This window comes from Maribacter algicola, assembly GCF_003933245.1.
Lineage (GTDB): Bacteria > Bacteroidota > Bacteroidia > Flavobacteriales > Flavobacteriaceae > Maribacter > Maribacter algicola.
In genome coordinates, this window is sequence record NZ_QUSX01000006.1 from 1 (window position 1) to 17,341 (window position 17,341).

General features: G+C 40.7%; 17 protein-coding genes. 7 read left to right on the plus strand and 10 right to left on the minus strand.

Annotated elements, in window-relative coordinates; genetic code table 11:
- Window positions 1-487, plus strand: a 487-nt coding sequence (locus DZC72_RS17430; RefSeq protein WP_133306769.1) for a T9SS type A sorting domain-containing protein, incomplete at its 5' end; no start/stop codon positions are given.
- Window positions 488-607: 120 nt separating this feature from the next.
- Window positions 608-1,432, plus strand: a complete 825-nt coding sequence (locus DZC72_RS17435) for a thymidylate synthase (RefSeq protein WP_125224208.1) — start codon at window positions 608-610, stop codon at window positions 1,430-1,432.
- 141 nt (window positions 1,433-1,573) lie between these two features.
- Here DZC72_RS17435 and DZC72_RS17440 read toward each other — a convergent pair whose 3' ends face one another.
- A complete protein-coding gene (locus DZC72_RS17440) occupies window positions 1,574-3,337 on the minus strand; it encodes a hypothetical protein (protein WP_243641776.1) in 1,764 nt (587 codons plus the stop codon).
- A gap of 323 nt (window positions 3,338-3,660) precedes the next feature.
- Here DZC72_RS17440 and DZC72_RS17445 point away from each other — a divergent pair, with 323 nt between their 5' ends.
- Window positions 3,661-4,362: a response regulator transcription factor gene (locus DZC72_RS17445; RefSeq protein WP_125224209.1), complete on the plus strand. Its 702-nt coding sequence runs from the start codon at window positions 3,661-3,663 to the stop codon at window positions 4,360-4,362.
- A 576-nt stretch (window positions 4,363-4,938) separates the two neighbouring features.
- Window positions 4,939-5,970, plus strand: coding sequence for a sensor histidine kinase (locus DZC72_RS17450; protein ID WP_243641777.1), 1,032 nt, complete (start codon window positions 4,939-4,941; stop codon window positions 5,968-5,970).
- A 47-nt stretch (window positions 5,971-6,017) separates the two neighbouring features.
- Here the strand turns inward: DZC72_RS17450 and DZC72_RS17455 are convergent, their stop codons facing one another.
- Window positions 6,018-6,314 carry an isoamylase early set domain-containing protein gene (locus DZC72_RS17455; RefSeq protein WP_099545660.1) on the minus strand — a complete coding sequence of 99 codons (297 nt, stop codon included), beginning with the start codon at window positions 6,312-6,314 and terminating at the stop codon, window positions 6,018-6,020.
- Between the two features lie 150 nt (window positions 6,315-6,464).
- Window positions 6,465-7,550 (minus strand): aminotransferase class V-fold PLP-dependent enzyme, encoded by a 1,086-nt coding sequence (locus DZC72_RS17460; RefSeq protein WP_125224210.1) that lies wholly within the window; start codon window positions 7,548-7,550, stop codon window positions 6,465-6,467.
- Between the two features lie 136 nt (window positions 7,551-7,686).
- Between DZC72_RS17460 and DZC72_RS17465 the strand changes: the two genes are divergently transcribed.
- Entirely contained in the window at window positions 7,687-8,223 is a 537-nt protein-coding gene (locus DZC72_RS17465; RefSeq protein ID WP_243641778.1) for a dihydrofolate reductase, read from the plus strand.
- Here DZC72_RS17465 and murI read toward each other — a convergent pair.
- On the minus strand, window positions 8,220-9,008 hold the full coding sequence (murI, locus tag DZC72_RS17470; RefSeq protein WP_125224211.1) for a glutamate racemase: 789 nt from the start codon (window positions 9,006-9,008) through the stop codon (window positions 8,220-8,222). The two genes, DZC72_RS17465 and murI, sit on opposite strands and share 4 nt — an antisense overlap.
- 8 nt (window positions 9,009-9,016) lie before the next feature.
- Window positions 9,017-10,687, minus strand: a complete 1,671-nt coding sequence (pafA, locus tag DZC72_RS17475; RefSeq protein WP_125224212.1) for an alkaline phosphatase PafA — start codon at window positions 10,685-10,687, stop codon at window positions 9,017-9,019.
- A 111-nt stretch (window positions 10,688-10,798) separates the two neighbouring features.
- Here pafA and DZC72_RS17480 point away from each other — a divergent pair, with 111 nt between their 5' ends.
- Window positions 10,799-11,536 carry an MlaE family ABC transporter permease gene (locus DZC72_RS17480; protein ID WP_099545656.1) on the plus strand — a complete coding sequence of 246 codons (738 nt, stop codon included), beginning with the start codon at window positions 10,799-10,801 and terminating at the stop codon, window positions 11,534-11,536.
- Window positions 11,536-12,303, plus strand: a complete 768-nt coding sequence (locus DZC72_RS17485) for an ABC transporter ATP-binding protein (RefSeq protein WP_125224213.1) — start codon at window positions 11,536-11,538, stop codon at window positions 12,301-12,303. The genes DZC72_RS17480 and DZC72_RS17485 overlap by 1 nt, the downstream gene beginning before the upstream one ends.
- On the opposite strand, the gene DZC72_RS17490 is transcribed toward DZC72_RS17485, so the two are convergent.
- The 5 genes from DZC72_RS17490 to DZC72_RS17510 form a co-directional block, all read right to left on the minus strand.
- On the minus strand, window positions 12,300-13,769 hold the full coding sequence (locus DZC72_RS17490; protein WP_125224214.1) for a DUF389 domain-containing protein: 1,470 nt from the start codon (window positions 13,767-13,769) through the stop codon (window positions 12,300-12,302). The two genes, DZC72_RS17485 and DZC72_RS17490, sit on opposite strands and share 4 nt — an antisense overlap.
- A gap of 2 nt (window positions 13,770-13,771) precedes the next feature.
- The gene (locus tag DZC72_RS17495) at window positions 13,772-14,851 is read right to left on the minus strand and encodes a mannose-1-phosphate guanylyltransferase (protein ID WP_125224215.1); all 1,080 of its coding nucleotides are present in this window, start codon (window positions 14,849-14,851) and stop codon (window positions 13,772-13,774) included.
- Between the two features lies 1 nt (window position 14,852).
- Window positions 14,853-15,455: a SprT-like domain-containing protein gene (locus DZC72_RS17500; protein ID WP_125224216.1), complete on the minus strand. Its 603-nt coding sequence runs from the start codon at window positions 15,453-15,455 to the stop codon at window positions 14,853-14,855.
- 92 nt (window positions 15,456-15,547) lie between these two features.
- The gene (locus tag DZC72_RS17505; RefSeq protein ID WP_125224217.1) at window positions 15,548-16,228 is read right to left on the minus strand and encodes an SDR family NAD(P)-dependent oxidoreductase; all 681 of its coding nucleotides are present in this window, start codon (window positions 16,226-16,228) and stop codon (window positions 15,548-15,550) included.
- Complete coding sequence (locus DZC72_RS17510) at window positions 16,228-17,274, minus strand: M28 family metallopeptidase (RefSeq protein WP_125224218.1); 1,047 nt, start codon at window positions 17,272-17,274, stop codon at window positions 16,228-16,230. The genes DZC72_RS17505 and DZC72_RS17510 overlap by 1 nt, the downstream gene beginning before the upstream one ends.
- Window positions 17,275-17,341 lie beyond the last annotated feature (67 nt).

A 17,341-nucleotide genomic window follows, 5' to 3' on the forward strand; every position in this document is an offset into this window, starting at 1 on the left:
CGATGCCGATGGGGACGGCTATGCCGTTTCCACCATGGCAAGCTGTAATTCCCCCGGGACGGGGTATACCCAAGATGTTCTGCTGGTATCGGATTGCGACGATTCGAATGAATTGATCAACCCAGAAACGATTTGGTATGAAGACGAAAATAATGACGGTATTGCAGATTCCGAACTTTCCGAAGTTGGCTGCGAAAGCCCTGGAATAGGATTTACCTATGTGCAACCCATTCCCTTTACCAATAACTCGGATATTATTCTATATCCAAATCCTACATTGGAAACCATACAAATAGATTTGGGCAAACTTCACAAGAGAGTGGCAATTACCATCATAAATTCAAGTAAGCAATTGGTATACAAGGAACAATTCGAAAACCGAAAAGTTATTGAAATAGAGTTTTCTCATTATTCTACAGGTTTTTATTTCATTTATTTAAGTAATGAAAACGGGTATCTCACTTCCAAAAAATTCATTAAACTTTAGAATTTCTTTTCCTGGAGTAGTTAATAAATTTTCATAACCTAGTTTTTACTCGGCTTATGGAAAACAGTCTTTATCCTATTTTTGCATGGAGTTCCATTACCATCCATACCGTTTAGGAAAATGAAGCAATACCACGACTTACTGAAACATGTTTTAAAAGAAGGAAACCAAAAGGGCGATCGCACCGGTACGGGAACATTAAGTGTTTTTGGATATCAGATGCGGTTTGACCTGTCTGAGGGGTTTCCAATGGTCACAACCAAAAAATTACATCTTAAATCCATCATTTATGAACTGCTCTGGTTTTTAAAAGGTGATACCAATATTCAATATTTACAGGAAAACGGCGTACGCATCTGGAACGAATGGGCCGATGAAAACGGGAATTTGGGTCCAGTGTACGGACATCAATGGCGTAACTGGAACAGTGATGAAATCGACCAGATAAAAGAGGTTGTTGAAACCTTAAAAAACAACCCAAATAGCCGACGTATGTTGGTGTCTGCCTGGAATCCAAGTGTCTTGCCAGATACCTCCAAAACCTTTTCAGAAAACGTTGCTAACGGAAAAGCGGCATTACCCCCCTGCCATGCATTTTTTCAATTCTATGTGGCCGATGGCAAATTATCCTGCCAGCTCTATCAACGAAGCGCCGATATTTTCTTGGGCGTTCCCTTTAACATTGCTTCCTATGCCCTTTTTACCATGATGATGGCCCAAGTTTGTGGGTACGAGCCTGGGGATTTTATTCACACTTTTGGGGATGCCCACATTTACAATAATCATATGGAACAGGTGGAATTACAATTGAGTAGGGAACCACGCCCTTTGCCAAAAATGGTCTTAAACCCCAATGTAAAAGATATCTTCGATTTTACGTTCGAGGATTTTACCTTGTTGGATTATAACCCGCATCCACATATCAAAGGCGTTGTGGCTGTTTAGATAACAACATCCAACTCGAAAAAAAAGAATCGATTGGTTTTTTAACCATTGGAATCAAAACAAAGCCCGAACCTTTTTCAAGGTTCGGGCTTTTTGGCCGTTTGATGGTAAGGAACCATCATTTTTTTTAAATTTTCTTTTTCAATCGGCCATTGCCATTCTTGTCACTTGGATGGAATTTGAGAAGTCATAGAACCCTTGTAAATCGGCAGTATTCATGCCAGGTTCCAAGCCCATCAATCCTTCACTGTACGTTAAATGCCATATAAAACAAACCCCTACGCCAGCACCATCAAAATCGACTCCTTCAACGGCTTCCAAGGTTGGGGGTAATCCAAGGATATTACCCATATCATCGGTAATAACATATGTTTGATTGGCACCGTTTAATTCGGTTTCATCCAAGGTAATCCCGGAGACCATATCCGGTGTTCCGTCTACGGTGAACATAAAGGGACCTCCTTCCAACGCACCGGCGTTCAAGGCATTTCTGGTGACCATGATGGAATTTGAAAGGGCAAAGTTTCCTTGTAGGTTTCCGGCATTGGCCCCTGCTTCCAATCCCATGATATCGTCTTCGTAAGTGATATGCCAAATGAGGCAAATTCCTTCCCCAGCGGCGTCAAAGTCGACCCCTTTAGCGGCCTCCAACGTTGGGGGCAAACCAAGAATGTTCAAATCGGCATCGGTGATAATAAACCTCTGATTGCTTCCATTAAGACCTGAAGCATCCAAGGAAAGTCCGGTTGCCATATCTGGTGAGCCATCTACCGTAAACTCATATGGGCCACCTTCCAATTTCCCTGCATTCAAAGCCAGTCGGTTTACTTCAATCGAATTTGAAAGTGCGAAAACACCGTTCAAGGCAGCAGCATTGCTACCCGCTTCAAGCCCCATAAGCCCTTCTTGATAGGTAAGGTGCCAGATAAGGCACACTCCTACCCCAGCGCCATCAAAATCGACCCCTTTTACCGCATCTAAAGTAGGAGGCAATCCTAGGATATTTAAATCGGCATCCGTTATTACAAAGGTGGAAAGTTCACCGTTTACATTCGACCCGTCAAAAGACAGGGAAGTAACATTATCCACTTTTCCATCGACTACAAATTCATAGGGTCCGCCAGAAAGTACTCCGGCATCCAGACCAACCCTATTTACCTCAATGGAGTTGGATAAATCATACTCACCTTGAAAATCGGTGATATTCATACCCGCTTCCAAGCCCATTAAAGTACCACTATAGGTCAAGTGATAAATAAAGCAAGTGCCTTCACCTGCCCCATCAAAATCAACGCCCAATACGGCCTCCAACGTTGGGGGCAATCCTAAAATCCCACCCATATCATCAGTAATTACATACGTTTGGTTATCACCGTTTAATTGGGAATCATCCAAGGATATGCCCGTGACCATATCGGCGATGCCATCGACCAAAAATTGAAAGGGCCCTCCAACGAGGGTTCCGGCGTCCAGTCCACTCCTAATTACCATTAAAAAGTTTGACAGTGCAAAATCACCGTTTAAATTGTCCAGATTCATACCGGGTTCCAATCCAGAAAGTCCCTCTTCATAGGCTAAATGATATATGTAGCAAGATCCTACCCCGGCACCATCAAAATCTACTCCCTCTAAAGCTGCCATATTTGGAGGAAGGCCCAAGATGTTCTTACTTTCATCCGTAATCACAAAAGTTTGCAAACTACCTGAAAGACCGGAAACGTCCAGGGTAATATTGGTTACCATATCCGGGACTCCATCTACGGTAAAGGAAAAGGGTCCTCCGGTCAAGGTACCGGCCGTGACCTCTGTTGCTGCAATGGGTCCATCTTCATCATTACTGCAGCCAACCATGGCAATAGCAAGGGATAGAAATAAAAGTGTTTTTAGTTTTTTTAGTGTTTTCATAATCAATTGTTTTTTAGATTCTTGGCAAAGGAACCCGTTAGCTATAACAGAAAAATCACGGAAAAATCAATTTTTGAAAACCTATTATCCCTCTAACGTGAAATATTATTTAAAAAAATGAAAGTAATGAAGGCCCAAAGCGACCCATCTACCATTATAATTGGGTATTCCCATGGGTTGTGAAGGTTTCGTGATAACTATTTTTTTATTTCGCATTAATGAAATGAAAAGATGCCGATATCCCTAAAGATGTTACGGGTAAATTGCATTCCTATGCTGAGCGAAATCGATGCTTAGCCTCTTGAAAAAATAAATATTAACAAATGAAAAGAGTTTTGATTATTGAGGATGATATTGAAATCGTACATCTTCTCGAAATACATTTGAAAGACTTACAGTGTGAGGTGGTAACCTCCCAAAGGGGCGATGAAGGTTTTACAAATGCATTGCATAACGATTTTAGCCTAATCATCCTTGACATTATGTTACCTGGAATGGATGGCATTGAAATATGCCAAAAGTTGAGGGCAAAAAACATCAAGACCCCTATCATAATGCTTACCTCAAAATCCGAAGAAATAGACAAGGTACTTGGGCTGGAAATAGGTGCGGACGATTATCTGACTAAACCTTTTAGTGTAAGGGAGTTCATTGCCCGTGTCAAGGCAATTTTTAGAAGACAAAAAATGGCCTCCCATAATGCAGAGGAAGGGATGGATAAAATAAACCACTTTGGCCAGTTATCCATAAATATAGAAACACGAAAAATCACCCTGGACGGTCAAAGAGTTGACCTTTCCCCCAAGGAATTTGAACTTTTGGTACTATTATCCTCCAATCCAGGTAAGAGCTACGACCGTAAAAAACTCCTAAACTTGGTGTGGGGTTATGATTTTGAGGGTTATGAACATACAGTGAACTCCCACATCAATAGGTTACGTTCTAAAATAGAACCGGATATGGGCAATCCTACCTACATCTTGACTACCTGGGGTATTGGCTACAAATTCAATGAAGACTTATAAAAGCCCATAACCTGTATATGTTAATCAATGCTAGATACCCTATCGAAAAAATTACACAGTTGAACAAAAGTTTGGTTATAAAAACAGATAGATGAAAAACTCACTACTTTCCATAGCCTTGATTAGGAAACTTATCCTTTCCTTTTTGGCCATTTTGGTAGTCGCCGGAATCGCGTATACCATTTCTTCCGTTTATCTATCTGAAAAATACTATGCGGAAACCACACAACGCTTGCATGCCAACTTGGCCCAAGACTTGATAGACGAAAAATTTAGCGATGAAAGTCCGTTCCAAGGAGATGGTGAAATAAACAAAGCTTTGTTCGGTGATATTATGCATGACATGATGGCTGTAAATAGGGCCATTGAAGTGTATTTATTGAACACGGAAGGANAGTTGTTCAATATTCCGTAGTTCTGGACCATGAAGCCCCTGAGACCAAAAACCGAAGGGTCAATCTTGAACCTGTCAATACATTTATCGAAAATAAAGGTCAGGGATATTTTTTAGGACAGGACCCAAAAGACCCTACCAAAAAACAGGTTTTTTCTGCCGCTAGGTTCCAAAAAGAAAATATGGAAGGCTACATTTATATTTTGTTGGCAGGCAAGGATTTTTTGAATACTAGGGAATTACTTTTGGGGAGTTATATGATGAAAATGGGGTTGGGCAACTTGATCCTTACGCTTTTGTTTACTTCGTTAATGGCCATTCTTTCCGTATGGTACCTTACCAAAAACTTACGTGAGCTGGTCCATGCCACAAGGCGGTTCCAACAAGGCGACCTTGAGTATAGAATAAAGGATGCCGAAAAATCTGATTTGGCTACAGTGACCACTACCTTCAATGAAATGGCAGATACCATCCTAGCCGATATGAACAAGCTACAGTCCGTTGAAAGTTTACGTAGGGAACTCATTGCCAATATATCCCATGACCTGCGTACTCCCCTTGCCATCATTCAAGGCTATATAGAAACCTTACAGATAAAAGGTAATGAACTTACACAGGAACAAAAGGACCATTACCTCAACACCATAGAAAACGGAAGTAAAAGACTGGGTAAATTGATAACGCAGCTTTTTGAATATTCAAAGTTGGAAGCCAATCAAATCGAACCAAAGAAAGAACCTTTCCTTATCAGCGAGCTTGCCAATGACATATACAGTAACTATGCAATTTTGGCACAAAAAAAGAATATCCAGTTGGATTTGAACATGGACGATGACCTTCCCTTGGTCTTTGCAGATATTTCACTCGTGGAACGGGCCATTCAAAACCTTATGGACAATGCACTAAAATTTACTCCGAACGATGGAACGATTACCATTGGGATTTTAAAGAAAAATGAACATGTGGAAATCAATATTAAGGATAGTGGTCCCGGGATACAGACTGAGAACCAAGCACTTATTTTTGAGCGTTACCGGCAAACTAAATCAGGTAAGAAAAACGAAGGGGCAGGATTAGGTCTTGCCATCGTGAGAAAAATAGTGGAACTCCATAATTCAACAATAAAGGTGGACAGTGTTCCCAATGATGGTGCCAAGTTTACTTTTACCCTTCCTATTCACGGCATTCACCAAAATATTTCACTTTCTTCATAAAAAAAGGGAACCTAAAAAGGTTCCCTTTAATATCTGGTTTAAAATAATTATAATTCCAATACTGCATTTTCAGAACCGGCGTAATCGTTCCATTGGTAACGGTCCGCTTCCGTTTCATTAACGTAAGTACCGTCTACCAAATATTTAAATTCATAGGTACTTTCCTTAGGAAGGTCAAAGGTACCCTTGAAAGTGCCATTTTTTAATTTTTTCAATGTACTGCCCTTAGGACTCCAATCGTTAAAGTCACCTACTACGGCCACTTTTTTAGCGTCCTCTGCAGGAACTGTAAAAGTTACCTTACATACGGGTTTTGTCTTTAGATATTGTTTCGCAATTGCCATGATTTTAGTTTTAAAATTCAGGACAAAGCTAATGCATTAAACTCCTCATTGTCAATGCTTAATATCATTTTTGTGAAATTGACAAAATTTTAGCTGAAATTAATACCTGTCCAAAAATATTGTCTTTCAATTATTGCAAGTAAGTAATTTTCAAGACTTTGTTTTTAAGACTTTCATAAGGTGCTCCAAATCATCGATTCCATTATAAAAATGAAAACTTATCCTTATTCCTTCTCCTCTCATGGAGCACATTATGTCGTTGTTCAACAAGGTATTGAACAATTTTTCATCTCCTTTAATATTAAAAATGGTACTATGAAAATCGCGCGCAACTACATGTTCCTGTAACAACCCCATGCTACCCAATGATTCCTTGACCTTTTTAGACAGATTTAGGTTTTGCTGATTTATACGGTCCAAACCAATGGAATCTAGAAAATCCAACGAAAACTTTAAACTCCCAAAGTTGAGACTGGACAAGTGGCCCGGCTCCATTTTTTTTGCAAGGGCCATGGTTTCCTTATTGCCGAAATTTCCATTTGCCGCATTAAAACCTGTGGCAGGTACCTTAAGCTCGTTCTCCAGGTTATCGGCGAAGAGCATAAAACCGTTTCCATAACCGGACAGCAGCCATTTATAACCACTAACTCCCAAAACATCGATTCCCGAAGTTTTAAAATCGAATGACATGGCTCCACAAAATTGTGTTCCATCGGCAATGATCAAGAGATCCGGATTGGCCCTTTTAAGTCTTTTGATAAATTCCAGGTCGATCAAAAATCCGTCCAACCACTGTACAATGCTAAAAGCAAAAACATCAATATTATTTTTTTTTACCGCCTCCTCAACACGTTCTTCAAGGTCTGTAGTGAGTCCCAAAGTTGTGCACTTGAATTTCCGACTTTCAAAGGGCCAATTTACGGATGGATAATCGTTCTCCAAAAGCAGCACATTTTTTTTGGACTGCAAACCCTCCAATAAAAGGTTCATCCCCAAGGAGAAATTGTACACCAAAGAGACATTCTCTGCATTGCAATTAAAAAAATGACCGATTTTCTCCCGTGTATCCGATAAGGTTTTTAAAGTCTGGTCCCACATATCACTTCCATGCAATAAGGCGTCCAAATCATGTTCCTGTCTCCAATCGATCAAGGCATCGTATAGCGGCCCAAAGACCGCCGTATTCAGATACGTACACTTTCTAAGTATGGGAAACTCCCTTTTTATTTTATCCATCTATCGTTTATTTTCAGAAATGTGAGGCCTAACCTTCAAAAACAGAAAATATCACTAATTACAAATTCTTAACTTTGATTTTTAAAGATAGCCATAGCATTTTATATGGCCCGTTTTTTGTTCCATAATAGATGATATGAAGGCAGAAAAAAAAATAATCATGATTGCCGCAGCGGGTGAAGATGATTCGCTTGGAAAGGATAATGACCTCCTATGGCATCTTCCAGACGATTTTAAAAGGTTCAAGCGTTTAACTTCCGGACACAAAATCATTATGGGCAGAAAAACATTTGAAAGTTTTCCAAAGCCACTACCCAATCGGGTACATATTATTATCACTAGAGATCGAAACTACCAAGTAAATTGCGATGATTGCCTTGTTGTCCATTCTTTGGAAGAAGCAATCGACCTGATAGTGGACGAAGAAGCCTACATTATAGGAGGCGGGGAAATTTATAAACAGGGTAAAAAATATGCGGATAGTATCGAGCTTACAAGGGTACATGGTAGATTTAATGCCGATACCTTTTTTCCTTCCATAGATCAAGAAAATTGGGAGTTGGTCGCTGAGGAATACCATCCAACAGACGAGAAGCACTCATACGATTTCACCTATCTTACCTATAAAAGAAAACTTAAGGAATCAAATAAGTTCGCTCGACCTAGCTTTTAAAAATCGAGATATTGGGCGGTTACCTTAGGAGCGGCATTTAGGACAAATCTCTCAAGCACTTCCAAACTTCCATTCGTGTAAAAATGATGGGTCCCTTTAGCATCCAAAGTATTATTGAGATTTTGCTTGCCAAGGATGGCTTTGGTCTGTCTGGCCACTGCCTGGCCAGAATCAATGATTCTCACATTGGAGGGTAATATCTCCCTTATAATGGGAATCAAATAAGGATAATGTGTACAACCCAGCACCAGATAGTCAATACCTTTTTCTACCATAGGTTGTACAAATTGATTCAGAAGCAATTTTAGGGAATCACTTTTCAAATCGCCCTTTTCGATCAATTCCACCAGTCCCTTTCCTTGTCTCTCGATTATTTCGATCCCTGCCGCGTGGTTTTGGCTCGTACTATGGAACAAGGCACTTGACAGGGTTCCCTTTGTGGCCAAAATTCCTACTTTCTTGGATTCGGAATTAAGGGCGGCAGGCTTGATGGCCGGCTCAATGCCAATAAATGGAATATCGTACTGGTTCCTTAAGTTATCTATGGCATTTGTGGTAGCTGTATTGCAGGCCACCACGATTAACTTACACCCTTTTTCAATTAAATACTCGGTATTCTTAATACTGAGCTTTACTATTTCCTCGTGAGGCTTTTCCCCATAGGGAGCGTTTTTACTGTCCGCCAAGTAGATACAATCTTCATTGGGCATTAAGACTTGGATTTCCTTCCAAATGGAGGTGCCTCCAATGCCAGAATCAAAAATACCTATGGGATTGCCGTTCATAATCCTGGTTACTCCAATACTTCTGAAAGGGGTTTCCCTGTTGCTCCACTAGGAAAGGCGATACCCAATAAAGCTGAAATTGTTGGGGCGATATCCGGAATTTCCGTTCGATCCACGGTGCTTCCCTGTTTTATTCCTTTCCCAAAGAATAGCAAAGGCACATGCGTATCATATATCTGTGGTGATCCATGGGTGGAACCGGTTTTGGCATAGGTAATGGTTCCAGGTTTCAAAACAAGTAGCACATCTCCCGATCTCTTTTGGTTATAACCATTTTGTAAAATATAGGGAATACCTGATGTATAACTGTTTTCCCACATTTGATATGCGGTGTACACCCGGTCTACATAATCATAGCTTAAAAATTCCTTCGCTATAGCTTCCTGCACTTCCTTAATTTCTAAATCTAGATTTTTTATAATCTTATGATCTAGAAAAATTTGATAATTTGAATAATTCTTGACTATATCCTCTGTTCCATAGGTATACCTCAAAAACTCCGCAAACTTGGTTTTGGTAGTACTGTTATCCACATAGCTTGCAGGAATCCTTGCAGACATCAAATAGGAAGGTACATCGATGGCGGCATGGTCCGCCGTCAAAAAAACGGTGTACTCCCCTTCGCCCACATTTTTGTCCAGTGCCTTAAAGAGTCGGGCCAAATCCAAATCCAAACGAATATAGGTATCCTCTACCTCTTTAGAGTTCACCCCGAACATATGCCCAACATAATCGGTGCTGGAGAAGCTGATCGCCAAAAAATCCGTGATTTCATCCTGTCCCAATTGCTCCTGTTTTAGAGCTTCAATGGCAAAATCGGCCGTAAGGCTATTTCCATACGGCGTATTCTTTATAATTTCAAAATCCTTGTCTTTATCCAATAAGTTTTGTGGATTATGGGGAAATGTAGAGGATGTTTCTCCCTCAAATAGTCCTTCAAAAGTATTGTCGTCCACACCGCTTTCCACGTATGTATTTATGTCCTTCAAGGTATTCCAACCGCGCTTATAGGATTGTGCAACCCCGGAGCTATTGAAATCGTCCACCCATTTTGGCAGTGCGTCCATATAATAACTGCTCGTAATCCATTTACCCTCATTATCGCCATGAAACCAATAAGCTGCATTCGCCGTATGCCCACCTGGAAGTACGGCCCCTCTATCCTTGAGAGCAATGGCTATGGTTTTACCCCTCATTTGGGTATGCAATCGAAGTTCATCCGTGACGGTGGTAACGGTCATTCTGTGCGGTGACATTTGGCCGGCATCCGATGTGGTTCCTACAGAAGCATAGCGCTCATCCGATGCACAATAGACGTCCTCATCATTTTCCTTATCATACCAGTTGTTCCCTATTACCCCGTGCGTGGCCGGGGTAGTTCCCGTATAAACGGATGTGTGGCCCGGTCCGGTACTGGTAGGGGCGTAATTGAAATGATTGTTCTTACAGTTATAACCCTCTGCCACCATTCTTTTAAACCCGCCTTCCTCATACTGATCGTAAAAGCGTGTCAAATAATCATATCGCATTTGGTCCACCACAATACCCACGACCAACTTTGGCATTGATCGTAGTTGAACTTCCTCCTCAACCTTGTTCTTACGTTGGGAATAGCCTTGGAAAAAAATCAATAGCCCGATAAAAATACTGGGGAATACAGTTCTGAAACGAATAGTCATGTTGAAAATATTAAGACGTAAAAATAAAGAAAATAGCCCTGAAAAAATTAAATGGAAGTTAAATCAAATCCTTTATTGTTATTTTTACGATAACATATCTATTTTTAAGGAATGAACTATTTGGCGTCGATTGGCAGCTATTCTATGATGGTCGTAGAGGTTTTTAAGAAACCTACCAAATGGCGTATAATGAAGTCCTTGATTTTAAAGGAAGTAGATGAGCTGGTTTACGGATCACTTGGCATTATCATATTCATTTCCTTTTTTATAGGAGCGGTAGTTGCCATACAAACGGCTCTTAATCTTACCAACCCCATAATCCCAAGAAGCCTCATTGGCTTCGCTACCAGACAGTCCGTAATACTTGAATTTGCACCCACCTTCGTATCCATTATCATGGCCGGAAAAGTGGGGTCTTACATAACCTCAAGCATTGGAACCATGAGGGTCACGGAACAAATTGACGCATTGGAAGTAATGGGAGTCAATTCCCTAAACTATCTGGTCTTCCCAAAAATTATCGCCATGCTATTCTATCCTTTTGCCATCGCCATCTCCATGTATGTTGGCATTTTTGGGGGATGGTTGGCCGGAGTTTTCGGAGGCTTTTTAACCAGTGCCGATTTTGTATCCGGACTACAAACCGATTTTGTTCCTTTTCACATAGCCTATGCATTTATAAAGACCTTGATTTTTGCCTTTATTATTGCGACCATTCCATCATTTCATGGTTTTTATATGAAAGGGGGCGCCCTTGAAGTAGGGAAGGCAAGTACAACCTCGTTCGTTTGGACAAGCGTTGTAATCATCATTCTCAATTATATACTAACCCAACTCCTTCTTGGCTAATGATCGAGGTAAACAACATCCATAAATCTTTTGGTGACGCCCATATTTTAAAAGGAATAACCACCACATTTGAAAAGGGTAAAACCAATTTGATCATTGGTCAAAGTGGATCTGGAAAAACCGTTTTCCTAAAATGTCTTTTAGGGCTTTTCGCTCCTGAGGAAGGGAGTATCGTCTATGATGGAAAGGTGTATTCCGATTTAAGGGAAGATGAAAAAAGGAACCTAAGACAGGAAATGGGCATGGTTTTTCAAGGCAGTGCCTTATTTGATAGCATGACCGTGGCGGGAAATGTAAAGTTTCCTTTGGATATGTTTACAAAACAATCTGAATCGGAAATGGAAGAACGGGTAAATACCGTTCTAAATCGGGTAAACTTGGTAGACGCCCATAATAAATTCCCGGCGGAAATTTCTGGCGGAATGCAAAAACGTGTCGCTATTGCCAGGGCTATCGTTATGAACCCAAAATACCTATTTTGCGACGAACCCAATTCAGGTCTAGATCCCAAAACGGCCATCCTTATCGATGACCTCATCAAGGAAATTACGGAGGAGTACAACATTACAACGATTATCAATACACACGATATGAATTCCGTAATGCAAATTGGGGAAAAAATCCTGTTCTTAAAAGACGGGCTTAAGGAATGGGAAGGTACCAAAAAAGAAATATTCAAGACTGAAAACGAGGCTGTCACCAATTTCGTTTATTCTTCCGATCTCTTTAAAAAAGTAAGGCAAATGTATATTGAAGAGCGCAACTAATCCGCTACCACTTCCTTAACTTGTATTTTATCATTATTCAAACGAAGCTTTAGCCAATTCAATAATTTTTGGGCATCCTTGACCGTTTCATTTCTCCTTGCTTCCTTTTTCCAAGTAATTTCGAAAACCGGTATGGTATCCGTCTTTTGGAAATCCGTTGCTATTAAATAGGAATAACCCAAGCGTTCCAGATTCTCATAATTTGTTTTGGCCTCCATACTTATTTCCCTAAACGGAATCTGACCTACTGCCCCTTTGCTCAATCTTGACAATTCACTTTCCAAAAAAGCAATTTTCTCGTCCTTGCTATTCAATTGGTTTTTTTGGGTCTCATATAGTTCATTGATATACTTGAGCTGATTTATTTCCTCACTCTGGCCTCCTTGAATGATTTGTAAATCCGTATCCTTTAGCCTTGGATTATCTTCCAATTGTGTCCTCCAAGTTGCTATAATATTATCGGGAATGGCTTCATTTCCCATGAACACCAATTCGATTGTAGAATTTTCACCGCTATTATATTCCAAATCCGTAAAATCCTCCAAAAATCGGCCTTGACCTGAAAATTGGTAAGGGACTACGTTTTCTTCGATAAAAATATTGGCTTGTTTCCTGAACAGCGACTCCTGCAGCGCGTTCCAAAAGGTGATACTGGCGGGAATCATGACTGCAATGGCTACTACGGAAGCCAATCTGGCAATTAACCTTCTTTTTTGTGAATTTACGTAACGTACCATTGGGAAACGCAACAACTTAATCACCAAAAAGGTAGCCAAGGCAATGAAAATGGTATTAATGGTGAAAAGGTACATGGCCCCACTGGCATAGTCCCAATTACCAATTGCCAATCCAAAACCCACCGTACATAAAGGAGGCATCAAAGCGGTCGCGATGGCCACCCCGAATATGACACTAGCTATGGTACCTTTTTTAGCCCTTGCTATTACCAATGCCAGTCCACCAAAAAAAGCGATCAAAACATCCCGTATATCAGGGGCAGTTCTTGCCAAAAGCTCGGATGACTCGTCCCGCAACGGAAAGAACTTAAAAAAGAGGAAAGCCGTAAGTACACTCAAAACCACCATTACCCCAAAGTTCTTCAACGACCGCTTTAACGTATCGATATCATTGATACCTACGGAGAGTCCTATACCCAAGATTGGACCCATAAGAGGCGAAATTAACATGGCTCCGATAACCACGGCAGTGGAGTTGGCGTTCAAGCCAATGGAAGCAATAAAAATGGAGCAAACAAGAATCCAGGAGGTGTGTCCCTTGAAAGGAATATCTGCAATGATGGCTTCCTTTGTTGCATCTTGGTCCGTGTTGGTCCTTATATCCAACAATTCCAACAGGAACCTCTTAACACTGCCCAATAGCCCTTGAAAATCCCTTTTTACATCGTCCCCGCTATCCGGGGTATTATCCGTTGGAGTTACGTTGTCCTGACCGAATTTATCTTGCATAGTTACGCATACTTATCGCCAAAATTATTCTTGACCGAATTTAATACCTTTTTAATATCCTGCTCCTTGGTTTTAGGATATATCAAGAGTACTTCTTCCTTATCTACGACAATATAATCCTTTAAACCATCAATAACCACTATTTTGTCCTTGGGCGTGCGAATCATATTCCCGTTGGCATCCTCTGCCAAAAGTTTGGCGTTGACCACGGCATTCCCCATACCGTCCTTGTCCAATTTATCGAACAGGGAACCCCAAGTACCTAGGTCGTTCCAATCAAATGTGGCTTCCCGAACATAAATGGCATCTGACTTTTCTAAAATAGCGTAATCGATGGATATATTTTCCGATTTTGGGTAGTTTTCCGCAATAAAACTTTTTTCTTTGGATGTATTCAAACAAGCCAGACCTCCATGAAACAAACTGAACTGTGTTGACTGATACTCCTTAAAGGCGTCTACGATCGTTCTTACACTCCACATAAAAATACCGGCGTTCCATAAAAAATTACCTTGGGACAAAAACTCTTTCGCCGTTTCATAATCAGGTTTCTCCCTAAATTGGTTTACTTTCTTAATGTCCCTTTCATCGAATTTATCGAATTCGATATAACCAAACCCGGTATTGGGAAAAGTAGGTTTAACACCTAAAGTGCAAAGCACGGGTTCCTTTTCACATTTCTCGAAGCAGGCCGTAACATCGGCGGCAAAAGCTTCCTCGTCCTCAATCCAATGATCGCTTGGTGCCACGATCATCACCCCATTCGGGTTCATTTTTTGAATTTTTAAAGCGGCATAAAGAATACAAGGCCCAGTATTTCGCATGGCGGGTTCCAGTACCACCTGCTCTTGGGACACCATGGGCAGTTGTTCCAAGACCAAATTGTTGTATCGTTCATTTGTGAGAATAAGAATATTCTCCGTTGGAACGAACCTGTTCAGTCTTTGAAAAGTCTTTTGAATCAGCGTATCCCCCGTACCCAACATATCATGGAACTGCTTGGGGTAATCTGTTGTACTTATTGGCCAAAATCTTGAGCCCACACCTCCTGCCATTAACACGGCATAATAATTTTTGTTCATTTTAACTCCTTATAAGTTCCACTTCCGCATTGGGCTGAAAAAGATATACCCTTCCCGTTTTGACCTCAACGCATTCAAATCTTTTTACCCTTTTGTTTCCTTTTTTGAAAAGCTTGCCATTATAGATTCTGAAAACACTACCAAAAGGTAATTGAAAAACGTATGTTTTGTCCTTTTCTTGCGTATCAAAATGCTGTAATGCAATGGATAATCTTGCATCCGTACTACTGCTTGCCTTGGGGTTTTTAAAATGAATGGCCAACAAGGGCAATAATTTGGACGGAAAAATTTCCGGTCGTAAAAAAGGTAACATTAAATATTGAAACGTTCTTTTCCACTCCAACCCGTGCGGTTTAATCCTGCGGCCATATTTTTCAAAAGCGACCAAATGCGCAATTTCATGAACCAAGGTAATTAAAAACCGATATTTATTAAGGGTGGCGTTTACGGTTATCAGATGTTTTCCATCAGGGAGCCTTCTATAATCCCCATGTCTGGTAACCCTTTCGTTTACAATTTTAAGATGTACCCTGTGGTCCTTAATGAGTTCTAGGCAGGGATTCACCGACCTTTCGGGTAAATATTTACCTAATATCTCTTCCATTAAAACAAAAATACCCGAAAAAATAAGAATTCTAGGGTATTGATTTTAATTAACAAAACAGCTAGGAAAATAGGGTTAAAAAAGGCATTGAACTAAGGGGTGGAATTTGAAACCTGAATCAATTTTCCATTGAAAAGTTTATTTCCCGTAAGTGCAAAATCTTTAATGTAAGTGGCCATTTCCAAAGCGGTCACTGGAGCCTCATAGCCCGGAAAAGCTTCTTCCAGCATTTCGGTTTGAACTGCACCTAAGGCCAATACATTAAAAGTGGGTCCGGTTTCCTTGTATTCTTCCGCCAATAATTCCATAAGGGTAATAACAGCGCCCTTGCTGGAGCTATAGGCCGATAGTCCCGGAAATTTCATACTCCCCTGAACACCTCCCATGGAACTGATCGTGACTACGTGTCCTGTCTTTGACATGTAAGGAGCGATCAATCTGGTCATGGCAGCCACCCCAAAGACATTTACCTCGTATACTTTCTTAAATTCATCCAAGGAGGTATCCGCGAAAGGTTTGTTCAAAAGAGCTCCCGCATTATTGATCAGGATATCTACTTCTTCCCACTCCCTTTTCACAAAATCTTCTACCTTTTCAAAGTCCGGAGCACGTGACAAATCGAACGAAAAGGCCGTTATAAAATCATTGTTAAGATTTTGTACGGGTGCTTCATTTCTTGAAAGCGCCAAAACGGAGTGCCCCTCACTGGCGAACAACTTGGTCAATTCAAAGCCAATACCGCGGCTGGAACCTGTAATGATTACGTTGGCCATTACTTGTATTTTATTTCTTTCACTGGAGAATTTGCAATTCCCTCCACAATGGGTATCATTTTATTCACTACATGGGCCATATGTCCATAATCCATTTCTGAAGGTTCATCATCCACTTTATGATAATAGGGAAAGTTGGTAAAGTCAAAAGTGCTGTACGTTTGTGAAGGAACGTTGAATTCTTGATGGAATGCATAATTATCCGATCTTTTGAACAAATTGAACTCCTTGGCTTGGGGTAAAAACCCAACCACTTTTTCCCCTACGTAGGAATTGCTTACCTGCGCCATATTTGACAATTCGTAACCCGTAAGATATACCAAATGGTCCTTTTCCACCATGGGCACGCCCACCATTTCGTAATTCAACATGGTATACAAATCCAATCCTCCCTCCTTTAATTTTTTGGCCAAATGCCTTGAACCTAAAAGTCCCTTTTCCTCTGCACTGAAGAAGGCAAAGATGAGGCTCCTTTTATTCGATTTTTCTCGACCAAAGTATCGGGCCAGTTCCATGACGGTAGCAGTACCCGAGGCATTATCATTGGCACCATTGGCAATATCGTCCCCATTCTCAGGGCTCACAACGCCCAAGTGATCGTAATGCGCTCCTAGCACCACATATTCATTCTTTAAATTCGGGTCGGTTCCGGGTAAAACCCCTACTACATTGTATGCGATTCCCTCAAAATTTTCCAAGGTGTCCTTAAATACAATAAAATAGGGTTCAACCCCAATGGACACAAGTCGTTCCTCAATGAAGCCGGCCGCCATCTCGATACCCTTGGTCCCGGAGCCCCTACCCTGTAATTCATCGGAAGCTAAATAATCCATAAGTACGGCAATATCTTCCGATGTTGAAAAAACGATATCATTTCCAACTTCTTTCCCTGAGTCATCTATGGAAGATTTGATTTCATCTGAAATTACTCTCCCTTTTAATCCATCGGGACCATCAGGATTCAAAACCGTTTCATTATTTATCTTTTTGGAACCACAGGAAACCAAAAGCAGCACTAAAAGAAAACTTGTAAGCGTTCGTTTCATATTGTACACTTTGAACGATAAAGATAAAAAAAGCATCTCCCATGAGAGATGCTTTTATGTTTTATTG